At 40.7% G+C, this 14706-nt stretch carries 17 protein-coding genes; 7 read left to right on the top strand and 10 right to left on the bottom strand.

Features of this window, described 5'->3' with window-relative positions; translation table 11 throughout:
* Positions 1 to 175: 175 nt before the first annotated feature.
* The 3 genes from MJO53_RS10445 to MJO53_RS10435 all read left to right on the top strand — a co-directional run bounded on the left by MJO53_RS10445 (position 176) and on the right by MJO53_RS10435 (position 2336).
* Positions 176 to 1000 (top strand): thymidylate synthase, encoded by an 825-nt coding sequence (locus tag MJO53_RS10445; protein WP_224835378.1) that lies wholly within the window; start codon positions 176 to 178, stop codon positions 998 to 1000.
* Positions 1001 to 1011: 11 nt separating this feature from the next.
* On the top strand, positions 1012 to 1647 hold the full coding sequence (locus MJO53_RS10440) for a chloramphenicol acetyltransferase (RefSeq protein ID WP_224835379.1): 636 nt from the start codon (positions 1012 to 1014) through the stop codon (positions 1645 to 1647).
* A gap of 266 nt (positions 1648 to 1913) precedes the next feature.
* On the top strand, positions 1914 to 2336 hold the full coding sequence (locus tag MJO53_RS10435; protein ID WP_252079038.1) for a Dabb family protein: 423 nt from the start codon (positions 1914 to 1916) through the stop codon (positions 2334 to 2336).
* Positions 2337 to 2491: 155 nt separating this feature from the next.
* Here MJO53_RS10435 and MJO53_RS10430 read toward each other — a convergent pair whose 3' ends face one another.
* Both MJO53_RS10430 and MJO53_RS10425 read right to left on the bottom strand, forming a co-directional pair.
* Entirely contained in the window at positions 2492 to 2788 is a 297-nt protein-coding gene (locus MJO53_RS10430) for an isoamylase early set domain-containing protein (protein ID WP_224835381.1), read from the bottom strand.
* A gap of 149 nt (positions 2789 to 2937) precedes the next feature.
* Positions 2938 to 4023: an aminotransferase class V-fold PLP-dependent enzyme gene (locus MJO53_RS10425; RefSeq protein WP_252079037.1), complete on the bottom strand. Its 1086-nt coding sequence runs from the start codon at positions 4021 to 4023 to the stop codon at positions 2938 to 2940.
* Positions 4024 to 4077: 54 nt separating this feature from the next.
* Between MJO53_RS10425 and MJO53_RS10420 the strand changes: the two genes are divergently transcribed.
* Positions 4078 to 4470, top strand: coding sequence for a 2TM domain-containing protein (locus MJO53_RS10420; protein WP_224835383.1), 393 nt, complete (start codon positions 4078 to 4080; stop codon positions 4468 to 4470).
* The gene (locus MJO53_RS10415) at positions 4467 to 4958 is read left to right on the top strand and encodes a dihydrofolate reductase (RefSeq protein ID WP_252079036.1); all 492 of its coding nucleotides are present in this window, start codon (positions 4467 to 4469) and stop codon (positions 4956 to 4958) included. Before MJO53_RS10420 ends, MJO53_RS10415 begins: the two co-directional genes overlap by 4 nt.
* 3 nt (positions 4959 to 4961) lie before the next feature.
* Here MJO53_RS10415 and murI read toward each other — a convergent pair whose 3' ends face one another.
* The 8 genes from murI to MJO53_RS10375 form a co-directional block, all read right to left on the bottom strand.
* Positions 4962 to 5741, bottom strand: a complete 780-nt coding sequence (gene murI / locus MJO53_RS10410; RefSeq protein ID WP_252079035.1) for a glutamate racemase — start codon at positions 5739 to 5741, stop codon at positions 4962 to 4964.
* 84 nt (positions 5742 to 5825) lie between these two features.
* Positions 5826 to 6335, bottom strand: coding sequence for an OmpH family outer membrane protein (locus MJO53_RS10405; protein ID WP_224835386.1), 510 nt, complete (start codon positions 6333 to 6335; stop codon positions 5826 to 5828).
* Between the two features lie 50 nt (positions 6336 to 6385).
* The gene (locus tag MJO53_RS10400; RefSeq protein ID WP_224835387.1) at positions 6386 to 7207 is read right to left on the bottom strand and encodes an OmpH family outer membrane protein; all 822 of its coding nucleotides are present in this window, start codon (positions 7205 to 7207) and stop codon (positions 6386 to 6388) included.
* 98 nt (positions 7208 to 7305) lie between these two features.
* Complete coding sequence (locus MJO53_RS10395) at positions 7306 to 9969, bottom strand: BamA/OMP85 family outer membrane protein (RefSeq protein ID WP_252079034.1); 2664 nt, start codon at positions 9967 to 9969, stop codon at positions 7306 to 7308.
* A complete protein-coding gene (locus tag MJO53_RS10390; protein ID WP_224835389.1) occupies positions 9941 to 10681 on the bottom strand; it encodes an isoprenyl transferase in 741 nt (246 codons plus the stop codon). The genes MJO53_RS10395 and MJO53_RS10390 overlap by 29 nt, the downstream gene beginning before the upstream one ends.
* Before the next feature lies 1 nt (position 10682).
* The gene (locus MJO53_RS10385; RefSeq protein WP_224835390.1) at positions 10683 to 11366 is read right to left on the bottom strand and encodes a DUF6089 family protein; all 684 of its coding nucleotides are present in this window, start codon (positions 11364 to 11366) and stop codon (positions 10683 to 10685) included.
* Positions 11367 to 11478: 112 nt separating this feature from the next.
* Positions 11479 to 12360 (bottom strand): NAD kinase, encoded by an 882-nt coding sequence (locus MJO53_RS10380; RefSeq protein ID WP_224835391.1) that lies wholly within the window; start codon positions 12358 to 12360, stop codon positions 11479 to 11481.
* Between the two features lies 1 nt (position 12361).
* Positions 12362 to 13018: a CBS domain-containing protein gene (locus MJO53_RS10375; protein WP_252079033.1), complete on the bottom strand. Its 657-nt coding sequence runs from the start codon at positions 13016 to 13018 to the stop codon at positions 12362 to 12364.
* 86 nt (positions 13019 to 13104) lie between these two features.
* On the opposite strand from MJO53_RS10375, the gene MJO53_RS10370 reads away from it, so the two are divergent.
* On the top strand, positions 13105 to 13821 hold the full coding sequence (locus MJO53_RS10370; RefSeq protein ID WP_252079032.1) for a pyridoxine 5'-phosphate synthase: 717 nt from the start codon (positions 13105 to 13107) through the stop codon (positions 13819 to 13821).
* Complete coding sequence (locus tag MJO53_RS10365; protein WP_252079031.1) at positions 13821 to 14591, top strand: alpha/beta fold hydrolase; 771 nt, start codon at positions 13821 to 13823, stop codon at positions 14589 to 14591. The genes MJO53_RS10370 and MJO53_RS10365 overlap by 1 nt, the downstream gene beginning before the upstream one ends.
* Positions 14592 to 14706: the final 115 nt, after the last annotated feature.

Raw genomic sequence — 14706 nt, 5'->3', positions numbered from 1 at the left:
ACACCCCTTATAGTTAATAAAGTTTTCATAAGTCTTGCTAATTTTAGTTCCCAAAACACACTTATTGAATTAATTTCGATAGATTGATTTTTTGTCGTATCGAGCGTAGTCGAAATGTTTTGGATTTACCCTCATTCCCCCTGCTCGAAGCGACATTTGTTAACGAAACAACAGCATGAAACAATACCACGACCTTCTTAAACATGTATTGGAAAACGGAAACCAAAAAGGAGACCGGACAGGAACAGGTACCTTGAGCGTTTTTGGATATCAAATGCGATTTGACCTCGCTGAAGGATTCCCTATGGTAACGACCAAAAAGTTACACTTAAAATCCATAGTCCACGAATTACTGTGGTTTTTAAACGGCGACACCAATATCCAATATCTGCAAGACAACGGTGTGCGTATATGGAACGAGTGGGCTGACGAAAATGGAGATCTGGGCCCTGTTTATGGACACCAATGGCGCAATTGGAACAACGAGGAAATCGATCAGATCAAAGAAGTAGTGGAATCCTTAAAAAATAACCCCAACAGCCGTAGAATGTTGGTTTCCGCATGGAATCCCAGCGTTTTACCAGACACATCGGTCTCTTTTTCGGAAAATGTAGCCAACGGAAAGGCAGCTCTTCCACCCTGCCATGCCTTCTTCCAATTTTATGTGGCAGATGGCAAACTATCTTGCCAATTGTACCAAAGAAGCGCGGATATATTTTTGGGAGTACCGTTCAATATCGCTTCCTATGCCCTTTTCACTTTAATGATGGCACAAGTTTGTGGCTACCAACCGGGTGAATTTATCCACACTTTTGGCGATGCCCATATTTATAACAACCACATGGAGCAAGTGGAATTGCAATTGACACGAGATCCACGCCCCTTGCCGACCATGAAGCTAAACCCTGAAGTAAAAGATATTTTCTCTTTTAGTTTCGAGGATTTTGAGTTATCCAATTACGATCCACACCCACATATTAAGGGAGTGGTCGCGGTATAAAATAGGTTGCAATGCGGCAAAATGAGGACAAAATACAGGTTGATATTGAAAATTGGGACAGAAGGGAACATTTTCGGTTTTTTTCAAAATTTGAGGAGCCCTTTTACGGTATAACGGCCAAAGTAGATTGCACCCATGCGTACACAACGGCCAAATCAAAAAATTCCTCTTTTTTTCTTTACTATCTGTATCGTGCGCTAAAAGCAGCAAACCAGATAGAAAACTTGCGGTACAGGATCATAGACCATAATGTCTATTTGTACGAAAAGATATTTGCCTCCCCCACCATTAACCGCCCCAATGGCACTTTTGGATTCTCCTATATGGAGTATTTTGAAGATGAACATATGTTCCAAAAAGAGGCTTTGGCGGTAATAGAAAAAGTAAAGAATTCCACCACTCTAATACCCGCCCTGCATGAGAATGTTATCCACTTTTCAGCTATTCCATGGGTAGATTTTACCAGCCTATCCCACGCTCGGAGTTATTCCCATCCGGATAGTTGCCCCAAAATATCATTTGGAAAGGTAACAGAGGTAAATGACGTTAAAACTATGCCTGTTTCCATTCATGTACACCATGCTTTGGTGGACGGCTACCATATTGGCCAATTCCTAGAAAAATTCCAAGAGCTTTTGAACGAGTAATCAAGATCTGTTTTTCCCAATATTTCTGTATCACAACACAATGGCCAATGCCAAAATATGGTTCGTTTAATCCACAAAGTATTCCCAAGACTTAAATCCATCCAGGTTTTTGCTAACCTGCCCCACTCCCATCAAAATGGGCAATTGAACTCATGAGTACATGTATCGAGTTTAGGGATGACAAAAAAAATGTAGTGGAAGCAGAAACAATATTAATCTTTGTAAAATCGTACATTTGAGTCAATTCATCAAAAAAACGATATTTCATGAAACCCATCATCACTCTTTTTACCGCACTGCTATTTGCCAGCTGCGGTGAAGAACCCAGAAAGGAAGAAACGGAAAAGCAGAACAAGACCGTGGAAGAAAATACCGAGACCGAAGCTCCTAAGTTACGCCATGTAGTTTTGTTCAAATTTAAGGAGTCTTCGAGCGCAGAGGACATCAACTTAGTGGAGGAGGCCTTTAATGCCCTGCCATCCAAAATAGATGTAATAAAAGGTTATGAATGGGGAATGAATAACAGCCCGGAGAGCTTGAACAAAGACCTAACCCACTGTTTTTTACTGACATTTGACAATGAAGACGATCGTGACACTTACCTTACCCACCCCGACCACGTGGCCTTTGGAGACATTGCCGGCCCGCATATTGCAGATGTTTTGGTAGTGGACTATTGGGCCAAGTAATTTTTGGGCTCGTTCGGCTGAACCCCTTTCCGCACCCCATCAAATTATACCAAAAGTTTATGGAGCCCTATTGCAGGTTCATGAAAAAGATAGGTAGCAATTTAGAAAATCGCCATCAGTAATTTCAACACTACTGATGGCAAACAGTTTTTTGATTAAATCTCCAATACCGCATTCTCGGCACCTGCATAATCGTTCCATTGAAAACGATCAGCTTCGGCATCGTTGGTGTAATTTCCGTCTATTAAATATCTAAACTCGTAGCTGTTTTCGACAGGTAGATCGAACGTTCCTTTAAAAGTGCCGTTCTTCAATTTTTTTAAAGTACTTTTTTTAGGGTTCCATTTGTTAAAGTCCCCAACTACAGCAACTGTTTTTGCCTCGTCCGCAGGAACTGTAAAAGTAACTTTGCAAACTGGCTTGCTCTTAAGGTATTGTTTTTTAATTGCCATGGTAATGTTGTTTAATTTAAAGCACAAAACAATACATAAAACTGCTTATTTACAATAAGTTAGAACCGATTTATCAAATTGATAAAATCTACCTAACAATAGGATTACTTTTGATAAATATGTCTGTAGATTTTTATCATTAAACATTCTTACGTCCATTGTTTTAATAGTGCGGCAATCCTATCCACCTCTTCCACGGTATTGTAAAAATGGAAGCTCAGTCGAATACCACCTCCCCTGGGCGATGCCACAATATTTTCCTTGGTAAGTTTATGGAAGAGTTCGTCTCCGCCCCTAATATTGAAAATGGTACTGTGTTGCTCCCGATTTACGATCTTATCTTCCAACAAATTCAATTCGTTAAAAACTGCAAGGGCCCGGCGGGACAACTTTTTTAACTGAGACTGAATATTGTCCAAACCTATTTCATCCAGAAACTTGATCGCAAATTCCAAGCTTCCAAAGTTGAGGGAATCCAGATGACCCGGTTCCAAATGCTTACAAAACCCGATATTATTTCGTTTGGATGCATCGTTATCCACCGACCCGTTTCCGATACCGTTTAGTTCGAAATGATCTTTTACCGCATCCTTGACCAAAAAGAAGCCATTGCCATACCCGGCCAAAAGCCATTTGTAGGCACTTGCCCCCAAAATATCGATACCCGAAGCTTCAAAATCGAAGGGTTGTGTTCCACAGTACTGCGTACCATCTGCAATAATAACAAGGTCGGGAAATTCTTTTTTTAGGTCTTTTAAAAATTCCATATTTATTTGGAGTCCATTGAGCCATTGCACCAAACTCATTGCCAATACATCAAATCCCCCTTTTCTAAGCTGCCCACGGATATTTTCTTCCAAATTTTCATCGGCATCCACATACGTTCTCTTAAAATTTCGTGTCTCGAAAGGCCAATTAAGACTAGGGTAATCATTGTTAACAAGCAATATGTTTTTGTTCTTGGGGAGCCCTTCCAACAAAAGATTGATCCCTAAACTAAAATTGGGTACCAAGGCCACGTTTTCTGGTCGGCAACTAAAAAATTTGCCCACAGTTCTCTTTATTTCCGGCATATGCATAAACCCGTTCATTTTCATCTCACTGCCCCCGATCAAGTAATCAAGGTCGTGCCCTTGTCGCCACTCCATTAAATCCTCATTCAATAAACCGGTCGCTGCGGTATTTGCATATATGCACTGGTTGAGTACTGGAAATTTTTTTCTTAGCTTTTGCATGTCGGGATTTTTGGAAACAATTCAATTATCTTTGTCCATAAAGATAGCCATTCCATGTTGTCATTTGGTAAAAAGAAAAAGCCTGAAATAGATTTGGAACAGCACCAACTTCTGGAAAATGCCCAAAAACGTATAAAACAGAAGAAGAGGTTGTACTCCCATGTGGTCATATTTCTGATCGGCAGTATTTTCTTGATCATTGCCAACAAAGTTTTAAAATATGGTGTTGCCTACGATTGGTCCATTTGGCTGATCTGTATATGGACCTTTTTGGTCGCTATGCACACTTTTAAGGTGTTTGTAACACATAAATTTATGGGGCAGGATTGGGAGCGATCCCAACGTGAACGACTGGTGGAGCTTCAGAAAAAACGAATAAGCGAACTTCAAAAGGAAATAGAAACCGATTTTCCCCTTTCCAAAATCAATAAAAAAAAAGATCAGTGAAAAAATTGATCATCATTGCTGCGGCCGCAGAAAACAATGCTTTGGGCAAGGACAACGATCTAGTTTGGCATTTGCCCGATGATTTTAAGCGATTTAAAGCCTTGACTTCCGGACACAAGATCATTATGGGGCGAAAAACCTTGGAGAGCTTCCCCAAGCCTTTGCCCAACCGAACGCACATTGCCATTACCCGGGACGAGGACTACGTTCCAAAATTCCAATGTACCGTGGTACATTCCATTAGCGAAGCGATCGATTTAGTAGATGATAACGAGACCGCTTTTATAATTGGTGGTGGAAAAATTTACAAGCAGTGCATGACCATTGCCACGGATATTGAATTGACACGGGTGCACGGCAAGTTTGAAGCTGATGCTTTTTTTCCTGAAATAAATGAGGACCAATGGGAGCTCGTAAAGGAAGAATACCACCCAAAGGACGACAGGCACCAATATGATTTCACTTATTTGACCTACCGTAGAAAATAGGGATTAAAAATCAAGATAGGAGACTTTAGCGTTGGGGCTATCTATTAGGTCTTTTAAAACCGTTACATCGCCATTGGTATAAAAAATATGTTCAGGATTATCATTTACCTTGGTCTGCAAGTTTTTCTGCTCCAAGATTGTTTTGGTTTGACGAGCCACGGCTTCGCCTGAATCTATGATATTTACATTGTTTGGCAATATTTCCTTTAAAACAGGAACAAGATAAGGATAGTGTGTACACCCTAGCACCAAACAATCCATATTCTCCTCTAGCATAGGTTCAAGAAGCATTGACAAGAGGTTCCTCATTTCTTCTGTATCAATTTTACCGGCCTCTATTAGCTCTACCAATCCTTTTCCCTCTTGCTCGAAAACGGTTATGCCCTCGGCGAAAAGTTTGGAAGTATTGTGGAACAAGCGACTGGAGAGCGTTCCTTTAGTGGCCAATACACCCACTTTTTTTGTTTTCGTCTGTAGTGCCGCAGGTTTGATTGCCGGTTCTATGCCTATAAAAGGTACTGAGTAATGGGAACGTAGATGATCAATTGCGTTCGTTGTAGCGGTATTACAGGCTACTATGATGATTTTACAACCACTCTGGACCAAATATTCGGTATTTTTAATACTGAGCCGTAAAATCTCTTCTTTTGACTTTTCTCCATACGGGGCATTGGCGCTGTCGGCCAGATAGATGGTATGCTCGTGCGGCAACATTTTTGCAACTTCCTTCCAAATGGAGGTCCCCCCTACTCCCGAATCGAATATTCCTATTGGTTTTGGCATGATTAAAAATAGTATCTAAAAATTTTATGGCATAAAAAAACCGCTTTAATAAAAGCGGTTTTTTTACGTAATCTTAGATATGGTTTAGAAACCAAGTTCTTTCTTAACTTCTGGCAACAGGTCTTTTCCTTTGGCCACGATAAGGCTCAATCCTGGGCTTGCATCGATTACATAGTCGTAACCTTGTGCTGCTGCCACTTTTTCGATAGCTGCTTTTGCCTTTTCGGAGATTGGTGAGAACAACTCTTGTTGCTTTTTTTGCATTTCTTGCATAGCTGCTTGTTCCGCTTCCTGAATATTTTTTTCAAAACCTTGAAGCTCTACTGCTCTTTGCTCGTTTTCTTCTCTTGTTTTGGACGTTGCTTCGTTTTGGTATTGGGTATACTTGTTTTGAAGCTCTGTCATTGAGCTTTGGATATCCGCTCTATAGGTTTCCTGTAATTTCTTCAACTCAGCTTGTGCAGCTTTCATCTCTGGCATGTCAGACAATAGTTGCTGAACATTGATATGTGCAACTTTGCTCTGTGCGTTTACAAAACCCGTAGCCGCAACAAACAATACTAGGGCCACAGCGATTCTTTTTACATTTTTCATGATTCTCTACGTTACTATTTTGACTTAAAATTTAGTGTTTCAATATAAAACTATCCTATTGAATCCTTTTGTTGTTCTTGCGCTTTTTTTCGCTCTTCCAATTTAGCTTTGCGTTTGGCCTCGCGCTCTTCCAATAATTTTTTTCTTCGTTCTTCGTATGCCTTTTTGCGCTCTTCGCGTTCCTTTAGCTTTTCCTCTCTTCGTTCTTCTGCTGCCTTTTCTTTTTCTTCCAAAGCTTGCGCAGCATTTTCCTGTCTTTCTTTTAGGGCATCGCTGATCTTGTCCTCTTCTTCCTTGAACTGCTCCAAACGGCTTTGTTCTTGTTGCTTTTTATTGGAAGCGCTTATTTTTCTTGTGCGCCCTATTTCCCTTAAAACCAAATCACTGATATCGTGCCGTTTTTCGGAATACAACATTACAACATCTGCTGATTTATCAAAAATAAAATCGTATCTTTTATTAGCACCTATTTTTTGTACTTCATTAAAAACTTGGTCTTGTATAGGTTGGATCAGCAATTGTTTTTGCAACACCAAATCTCCTTGTGGCCCAAATCGGTCTTGTTGGTAATCCAACATTTCTTTTTCCAAAATTTGGATTTCTTCTTCACGCTCAAGGACCAACTCATCGGTAAGAAGCACTTTTTCCGCCATTAGATCTTTCTTCATTTGGTCGACAACACTTTGCTTCAGTTCAATTTCTTGCTTCCACTTTTGAGCTTTGGCATTTAATTGTTGTGTTGCGTCCCTATACTCTTCCACATTTTCTAGGATATACTCCATATCCACATACCCAATGCGAACACCCCTTTGGGAAAATCCATACAAGGAGGACATTAAAACAACTAGTGATAAAAGAACTTTGGTATTCATCTTTGATTCCGCATTTTACATAGAAAATATCGTGCCAAAATTACTAATTAATTAAATATGAGTTATTTACAAATTAGCAATACACAATTTTCCACTGATTAAAACTGCTGCCCGATGATGAAGTGCGTTTGCCAGCCACTTGGCCCTACAGATCCTGGACGAGCATCGCTATCGAAACCGTAACCAAAATCTATTCCCAAGAGACCGAATGCCGGCATAAAAATACGTAGCCCCACTCCGGCAGATCTTTTTAACTCAAACGGATTATAGTCATTAAAATTGTTGAAAGCGTTACCAGCTTCTAAAAATGATAGTGCATAAATGGATGCAGAAGGCTTTAAAGTTAGCGGATATCTCATCTCCAGGGAGAATTTATTATAAATGGTACCCCCGTCCTGCTCAAGATTTCCGGTTATGGCATTTGGAATATATGGTGTGAGCGATTGGTTTTCATAACCTCGCAACTGCACCACGTCCCTACCGTCCAAAGTAAAGTTTCCTAGACCATCACCACCTACGTAGAAACGCTCAAATGGCACATCTCCTATATCGTGATTGTAAGCTCCTAAAAAGCCAAACTCGGCATTGGTACGCAAAACCAATTTATCTACAAGGGTGGTGTACCAATCGCCTTTGAACTTGATTTTGTAATATTCCAACAATTTAAAGCGCTCTTCTTCAAATCGTTCCAAATCCTCTGCCAATTGCTCACGCTCCAATATTTCTTCCGCATCTGTGGAATTTTGTAATTCATCCAACCGCTCAAGGGTATTGTCGATATCATCTTTTAATTGACCGTAGTCCTTATTACTGAACAAAGAGTATGGCGGAGTAAACTTGGCCGTTAGTTCGAAGTTTGAACCTGTCATCGGGAAAATTCTACTTGGCCCCTGGGAACTCCTTGAAATACCAAAGGTATAACTCAGCGAATTGGAGTTACCATTACCAAAATTGAACAGTCCACTATTATAATCGTTAAAGTCGTACAACTGATAACTCAAGGAATGTGAAATAGTAAAAAAGTCATCTGGCCATTGCACTCTTTTTGCCAAACCAGCAGATACCCCTGTAATGGCAAATCCACGGGATTTATCCACATCCAATCTTCCATTTTGATCGAACCCGGTCGCAAATTGTTGGGTCCTGGATAGCGATAAATTAAATCGGACCGGTTTTTTGCCCCCCAACCATGGCTCCGAGAAGTTTAAACTATATACCCGGAAAGTTCTACTCGCCTGTAAACGCAGAGCAAATGTTTGACCATCTCCCATGGGAACTGGCTGATAGGCCTCTTTGTTAAAAATATTCTTTAAGGAAAAATTACTGAAGGAAAGCCCAAGGGTCCCTATAAAACCTCCACCCCCAAAACCACCTTGGAGTTCAATTTGGCTGGATCCGGATTCCACCAAGCTATAGTTTACATCCACAGTTCCTTCGTTAGGGTTGGGATTGATAATGTCCGGCACGATCTGCTCTGCATCGAAAAAACCGAGTTGGCCCAATTCGCGAATGGTTCTAACAATATTGGCCTTGCTGTATTTTTGACCAGGCCTGGTTCGGATTTCCCTAAAAATAACGTGGTCATTGGTCTTGTCGTTTCCAGAAACCGTAACGTGGTCCAAGAATGTTTCCTTTCCTTCTATTATTCGAATCTCAAAATCGATGGTATCGTTTACTGCAGAAACTTCAACAGGGTTAATACTCGAAAATAGGTAACCGTTGTTCTGGTACAGATTGGTCAAGTCCTCTGCATCTGGCTTTGTATCGTCTGCGATACGTTCCTTTAACAGAACCCCATTGTAAGTATCACCTTTTTTGATACCTAAATATTGGGTCAGCATTCTATCGGTATAAACTGTGTTGCCCACAAAGTTGATATCCCCAAAATAATACTTGTCCCCTTCTTCGACAGAAATCACAAGGTCTATATTCTTTTCGTCGACCTTTACAAAGCTGTCGGACAGCACCCTGGCATCCCTATACCCTCTTTCCGCATAGGTGTCGACCAAATTGGACAGGTCTTCTTCAAAGTCGGCTTCGATGTATTTGGACTTTTTCCAGAAACGGTAAAACTTTTTCTTTTTAGTGTTTTTTAAAGATTTTTTGAGTCGCTTGTTGGAAAGTTTCTCATTGCCATCGAAAGTGATCTTGCGAATTTTAACCTTATCGCCTTTGTTTACATTGATGACCATGTTCTGCGTATTGGCCCCGGTAGTATCCGTAGCGGTGGCAATACTTACCTTTGCATTGAGGAAACCTTGTTTTTTGTACTTGTTCTGAAGGTAGTTCTTCGTGTTTGCGATCAAGCTTTCGGTAATTTTTTTACCTTTTTTAAGGTCGGTGTCGTCAATGATATCGTCGACCTTCCTTTTTTTGACACCATATACGGTGACATTGTTCAATGTTGGACGCTCCATAATATTGAGTTCCAGAAATATTTTGTCATCCTCTACTTTGGTGTAGAACATTTCCACATTGCTGAACAAATCCAAGTTCCACAACTTTTTGATCACTGCACTGATTTCGTCACCAGGAACTTTTATGGGTTGACCTACCCGTAACCCTGTGTAACTTTTAACGGTTTGCTCGTTGTAACTCTGCAATCCAGTTACCGATAGTCCGCCCAAAATATATTGCTTGCCTTCCTCGAAAGTGGTTTCTTGGGCAAATGCCTGGGTGGATAGTAGTAATAAGGGGATAAAAAGGGTAGAAAGTATAGCGTTTGTGATACCCTTAGTTAAGTTGTTCGCTCGTTTTTCCAAATCGTCGTTCTCTATTTTGATAACTTATTATGGCCTCTACCAAATGACTTTCTCTAAAGTCGGGCCAAAATACATCAATAAAATATAATTCGGCGTATGCTATTTGCCAAAGTAAAAAATTACTTATCCTACATTCGCCGCTTGTGCGTATAAGTAGGTCTACATCAGGCAAAAAGTGCGTGTAAAGATGTGTATTTATAACTGTTTCATCAATATTTTCAGGGGAAATTATGTTATTTTTAACTTTGACCGCTATTTCTTGCACAGCTGTTTTTATCTCTTCCCTAGAGCCATAGCTCAATGCCAACGTAAGGGTCATCCCCGTATTGTTTTCAGTTTTGGACATTACCTCCGTAAGTTCTTTATAGACTTTTTTGGGCAGTGTGTCGATCTTACCTATGGCCTTTAACCTTATATTGTGCTTGGTCAAGGTCTTTAGTTCTTTTTTAAGGGCATTGACCAAAAGTCGCATCAAGGTATCGACCTCTGTTTTAGGGCGGTTCCAATTTTCGGTGGAAAAAGCATATAGGGTAAGGTAAGGTATCTTGAGTTTGGCACAATTCTCAACGGCCTGGTTTACAGCATCAACACCATTCTCGTGCCCGAACATACGGAGCTTTCCCCGTTGTTTTGCCCATCTGCCGTTACCATCCATTATAATGGCAACATGTTGCGGCAGTTTATCTTTGTCTACTTCTTCTAGTGTGTACATTTTATTGAAAACAATCCTGGCAAGGTTTACGTCCAAAGGTATACGTTAAGGTTATACCTGTAAAAACGTACCAGTCATCGCTCAATATATTCCCAAAACGGAACTGTTCAAAATTGGAGCCCTCCGGGTTACTAGCGTCCAAATTATCCGTAAAGGTGTATCTGGCCCCGATCTCTGCTCCAAGAATCAAAAACTGATTTAAACGATACTTGGCCCCAACCGTCATTGGAATTGCAAAACTACCGTCTTTTTGGTTAATATCCTGCATTTGAAGGGCATCAATATAATTAAAATCGTACCTGAAGTAAGTAAAACCTGTGTAAAGGTATGGTGTAAAGGCCGGTCCGAGCTTGTGCAGGTTGTATTCCACAAAGTTTATTTCCAGTCCGGCAGAGAACTCCAAAATGGAATTATCCACTTTATACCCTCTTTGTTGTCTGGATTCCATACTGGATTTAGTGTCATCAGCCGTAACACTACCATAAAGTATACTGCCACGCCATGCATAGCGCTTGCCCTTGTTCCATTTAAATATTCCGCCAAATGCAGGTCCCGATGGTAAGATATAATTGGTCCTTCCCACATCCCCTATCATATTGGCCCCGCCGGCAAACACCCCTATCTCGTAGGTTTGCGCGCTCACTTTGATCACACAGCACAGAAAAACTGCCAAAACTATTCGCATACGATCCAAAAAGTTTCAAGTATTAAGAGTAAAGGAAGGTCTATAGTTGTACGTTTAAAATTGTCCTCCCTTGTTAAACAGTTTTTCGTTCTATTTATTGTTTTTATCCGTATCAATTGCGTTTATCTTCCCCCCAAAGTAATTTATTCCTCAAAGTTTTCAGGAAACTTTCCGATTTGTACTCAATCATTTTAACGGTAAAATCCGCTTTTTTGATTCGAATTTCCTTTCCGTTCGGAATATCTGCAATCCGCGAATCCAAGGATACCAAGTGCGTGTGTTCCCTACCGGAAACTTTTAACCTGATTTGTGTATTGTCTGAAATTACCAATGGCCTCGCATTGAGGTTGTGCGGCGCAATCGGTGTTAGCACCAACGATTTTGCAGAGGGCACCATTACAGGGCCACCACAACTCAAAGAGTAACCTGTTGACCCTGTTGGTGTGGAAACGATCAGGCCATCGGACCAATACGAGGTCAAATATTCATCGTCCAACCATGTTTCCACAGTGATCATAGAAGTGGTATCTTTTCTGCTCACCGTAATCTCGTTCAAGGCAAAATTGAGTCCGTTGAATTCGTCCAGCTCCGAATCGAGTTCCAGTTCCACCAAAGAACGCTCCTCTATAGTAAAATGCCCCGCTTGAAACTCGGTTACAAGTTTTCGGACATTTTCTTTTTTAAACGTGGACAAAAATCCCAGTCTCCCGGTATTTACACCAACAATAGGAATCCCATAGTCCTTAATATAGGTAACGGCCCGCAACATAGTTCCATCTCCACCAAAACTCACGAACATATCAAAAGATGGATCTAATCCCTTGGATTGGGTAAACGTACCTTTTATTTGTTCCTTGGTGATCGTTGCTACAAGCGCATAAAAAGATTCCTCTACATATATGGAAGCATTCAGTTTTTTCAACTCGTCCATTAGCTCCTCTACACAAAGTTGATCTTCCTTTTGAAAAGATTGACCGTATATGGCTACCTTCATACTAAACGTTAAGATATTTTTCCAGATAGTCGGAACGCTGCTTCAAATCTTCCAAGAACTGATCATCGCTGTTTCCGAACACAATAGTATAGTTGTACCGCCTAAAGGTCTGGGCGACCTCGTTTAGGCTTTGCGTACCTACCTTAAGGGTTATTTCCACAATATCATTATGCGAATCGGTAATAAAGGCTCCCAACAAACGGGCATTATTGCCTTCTACGATTTGGGCTATCTCACTAAAAGAATAATCTTTTATCCCGATGGAAACCACCAATATAGCTCCAGGCTCCCTAAAAAAAGGCGTATCGATAAATACATCTACTATATCCTCCAGGTCGTAATACCCGATAATCAAACGGTCTTCGTCCAATACAGGCAGCACATTGGCCTCGTTACGGGAGAACATTTCCAAAACATCCAGCCAAGCAGTTTCCTTTGTCACAAAGAAATCCTCCATTTCAAACCTAAAATCCTCAATTTTCCTTTCCGCATCAAAACAGGGCAGATCGTTTTCTGACAGTAGCCCCAAATACGTTCCGTTCTCGGTAATTCCAACATGGGAAAATGTGGTTTCTTCAAAAAACGCAATAACATCTTTTAAAGTTTCCGACACATTGAAAACAGGAACCGTATTGATTATTTTATCTTGAATCTGCATATCTCTACTATTAAGTGCAAAATACTAATTTAAAATGGCAAAAGGCATGCCGAATTCTTATTTTTGACATTCTAAAAATGAACTCCATGACAAAGTTAAGTGTCAACATAAATAAACTGGCAACTTTAAGAAATTCGAGAGGCGGCAACGTACCCAACTTGATAACTTCCACCAAGGATATCGAATCTTTTGGAGCACAAGGCATCACCATACATCCGCGTCCGGATGAACGCCACATCCGTTACCAAGATGCCAGGGACCTAAAAAAAGTGGTATCCACGGAATACAACATTGAGGGCAACCCCATTCCAAAATTCATTGATTTGGTACTTGAAACAAAACCCACGCAGGTCACCTTGGTGCCCGATGCTGAGGATGCCATAACCTCCAATGCCGGTTGGGACACTATAAAACACAAAGATTTTTTAGTGGATGTAATCAAAACCTTTAAAGAAAGTGGTATCCGCACTTCTATTTTTGTGGATCCCGACGTAGAAATGGTAAAAGCAGCGGCAGAAACCGGCACCGACCGCATTGAACTCTATACGGAAAGCTTTGCCGAAACGTTTGCCAAGGGCAACAAGAAAGGTAGCATTGCTCCATTTGTTGCAGCGGCCAAAATGGCACAGGAAGTTGGCCTTGGCCTAAATGCAGGTCACGACCTTAGCTTGGACAACATCAAGTTTTTTAAGGAACATATCCCAAACCTTTTAGAGGTATCCATCGGTCACGCATTAATATGTGAGTCCATTTATTTAGGCCTCGAAAATGTAGTGAACATGTATTTAGATAGATTGAAATAATGCAAATATTACATTCAAAAATATTGGGCAAAGGCCAGCCACTTGTTATTCTTCATGGATTTCTGGGAATGTCCGACAACTGGAAAACCCTGGGCTCCAAATATGCCGAAAATGGATTCGAAGTACATTTGATAGATCAACGGAACCACGGCAAAAGTTTCCACTCCGAAGAGTTCAATTATGATGTATTGAGCAATGATGTGATCACATACATGGAGCACCATAATGTGGAATCGGCATTGGTTATGGGGCACTCCATGGGCGGCAAAACAGCCATGCAAATGGCAACATCCCACCCCAAAAAAGTGACCAAATTAATAGTGGCCGACATTGCCCCAAAATACTACCCCCCGCATCACGACTTTATTTTTAACGGGCTTTCACATTTGGACTTCAACACCATTTCGGATCGACGCGAAGCCGATGATGAACTGGCCAAACACATAAAAGATAGGGGAATTAGACAGTTTCTGCTCAAAAACCTCTATTGGGTGGAAAAAGAAAGGCTAGGGTTCCGTTTTAACTTTGATGTGCTCAAAAACCGCATGGAAGAAATTGGGGAAAATATATTTCCTTCCGCAGTTTATAATGGCCCAACGTTATTTTTAAGAGGCGATCGCTCAGAATACATCCAACCTAACGACTACGACGAGATCAAAAGGCACTTCCCCATCGCCATTATCGAAACTATAGATAAAGCTGGACACTGGCTCCATGCAGAAAACCCCAAACAGTTTTTCGAAAAAAGCGATGCGTTTTTAAATTCATAAAATTGACCTACATTTATTATGCATGCATAATTTTTTTGCTCAATTTATTGCCTGTATGACAAATTTGATATAGATTTGGTTAGTTCTGGTTGTTACCATAACAATTAACATAAAC

The organism is Flagellimonas marinaquae (genome assembly GCF_023716465.1).
GTDB lineage: Bacteria > Bacteroidota > Bacteroidia > Flavobacteriales > Flavobacteriaceae > Flagellimonas > Flagellimonas alginolytica.
The sequence above is the reverse complement of the archived record's forward strand: the minus strand, read 5'-3'. Positions and strand labels throughout refer to the sequence as shown.

Coding starts and splice junctions, on each gene's coding strand:
- MJO53_RS10445 (WP_224835378.1), top strand. CDS start 176: ATGAAACAATACCACGACCTTCTTAAACATGTATTGGAAAACGGAAAC.
- MJO53_RS10440 (WP_224835379.1), top strand. CDS start 1,012: ATGCGGCAAAATGAGGACAAAATACAGGTTGATATTGAAAATTGGGAC.
- MJO53_RS10435 (WP_252079038.1), top strand. CDS start 1,914: ATGAAACCCATCATCACTCTTTTTACCGCACTGCTATTTGCCAGCTGC.
- MJO53_RS10430 (WP_224835381.1), bottom strand. CDS start 2,788: ATGGCAATTAAAAAACAATACCTTAAGAGCAAGCCAGTTTGCAAAGTT.
- MJO53_RS10425 (WP_252079037.1), bottom strand. CDS start 4,023: ATGCAAAAGCTAAGAAAAAAATTTCCAGTACTCAACCAGTGCATATAT.
- MJO53_RS10420 (WP_224835383.1), top strand. CDS start 4,078: ATGTTGTCATTTGGTAAAAAGAAAAAGCCTGAAATAGATTTGGAACAG.
- murI (WP_252079035.1), bottom strand. CDS start 5,741: ATGCCAAAACCAATAGGAATATTCGATTCGGGAGTAGGGGGGACCTCC.
- MJO53_RS10405 (WP_224835386.1), bottom strand. CDS start 6,335: ATGAAAAATGTAAAAAGAATCGCTGTGGCCCTAGTATTGTTTGTTGCG.
- MJO53_RS10400 (WP_224835387.1), bottom strand. CDS start 7,207: ATGAATACCAAAGTTCTTTTATCACTAGTTGTTTTAATGTCCTCCTTG.
- MJO53_RS10390 (WP_224835389.1), bottom strand. CDS start 10,681: ATGTACACACTAGAAGAAGTAGACAAAGATAAACTGCCGCAACATGTT.
- MJO53_RS10385 (WP_224835390.1), bottom strand. CDS start 11,366: ATGCGAATAGTTTTGGCAGTTTTTCTGTGCTGTGTGATCAAAGTGAGC.
- MJO53_RS10380 (WP_224835391.1), bottom strand. CDS start 12,360: ATGAAGGTAGCCATATACGGTCAATCTTTTCAAAAGGAAGATCAACTT.
- MJO53_RS10375 (WP_252079033.1), bottom strand. CDS start 13,018: ATGCAGATTCAAGATAAAATAATCAATACGGTTCCTGTTTTCAATGTG.
- MJO53_RS10370 (WP_252079032.1), top strand. CDS start 13,105: ATGACAAAGTTAAGTGTCAACATAAATAAACTGGCAACTTTAAGAAAT.
- MJO53_RS10365 (WP_252079031.1), top strand. CDS start 13,821: ATGCAAATATTACATTCAAAAATATTGGGCAAAGGCCAGCCACTTGTT.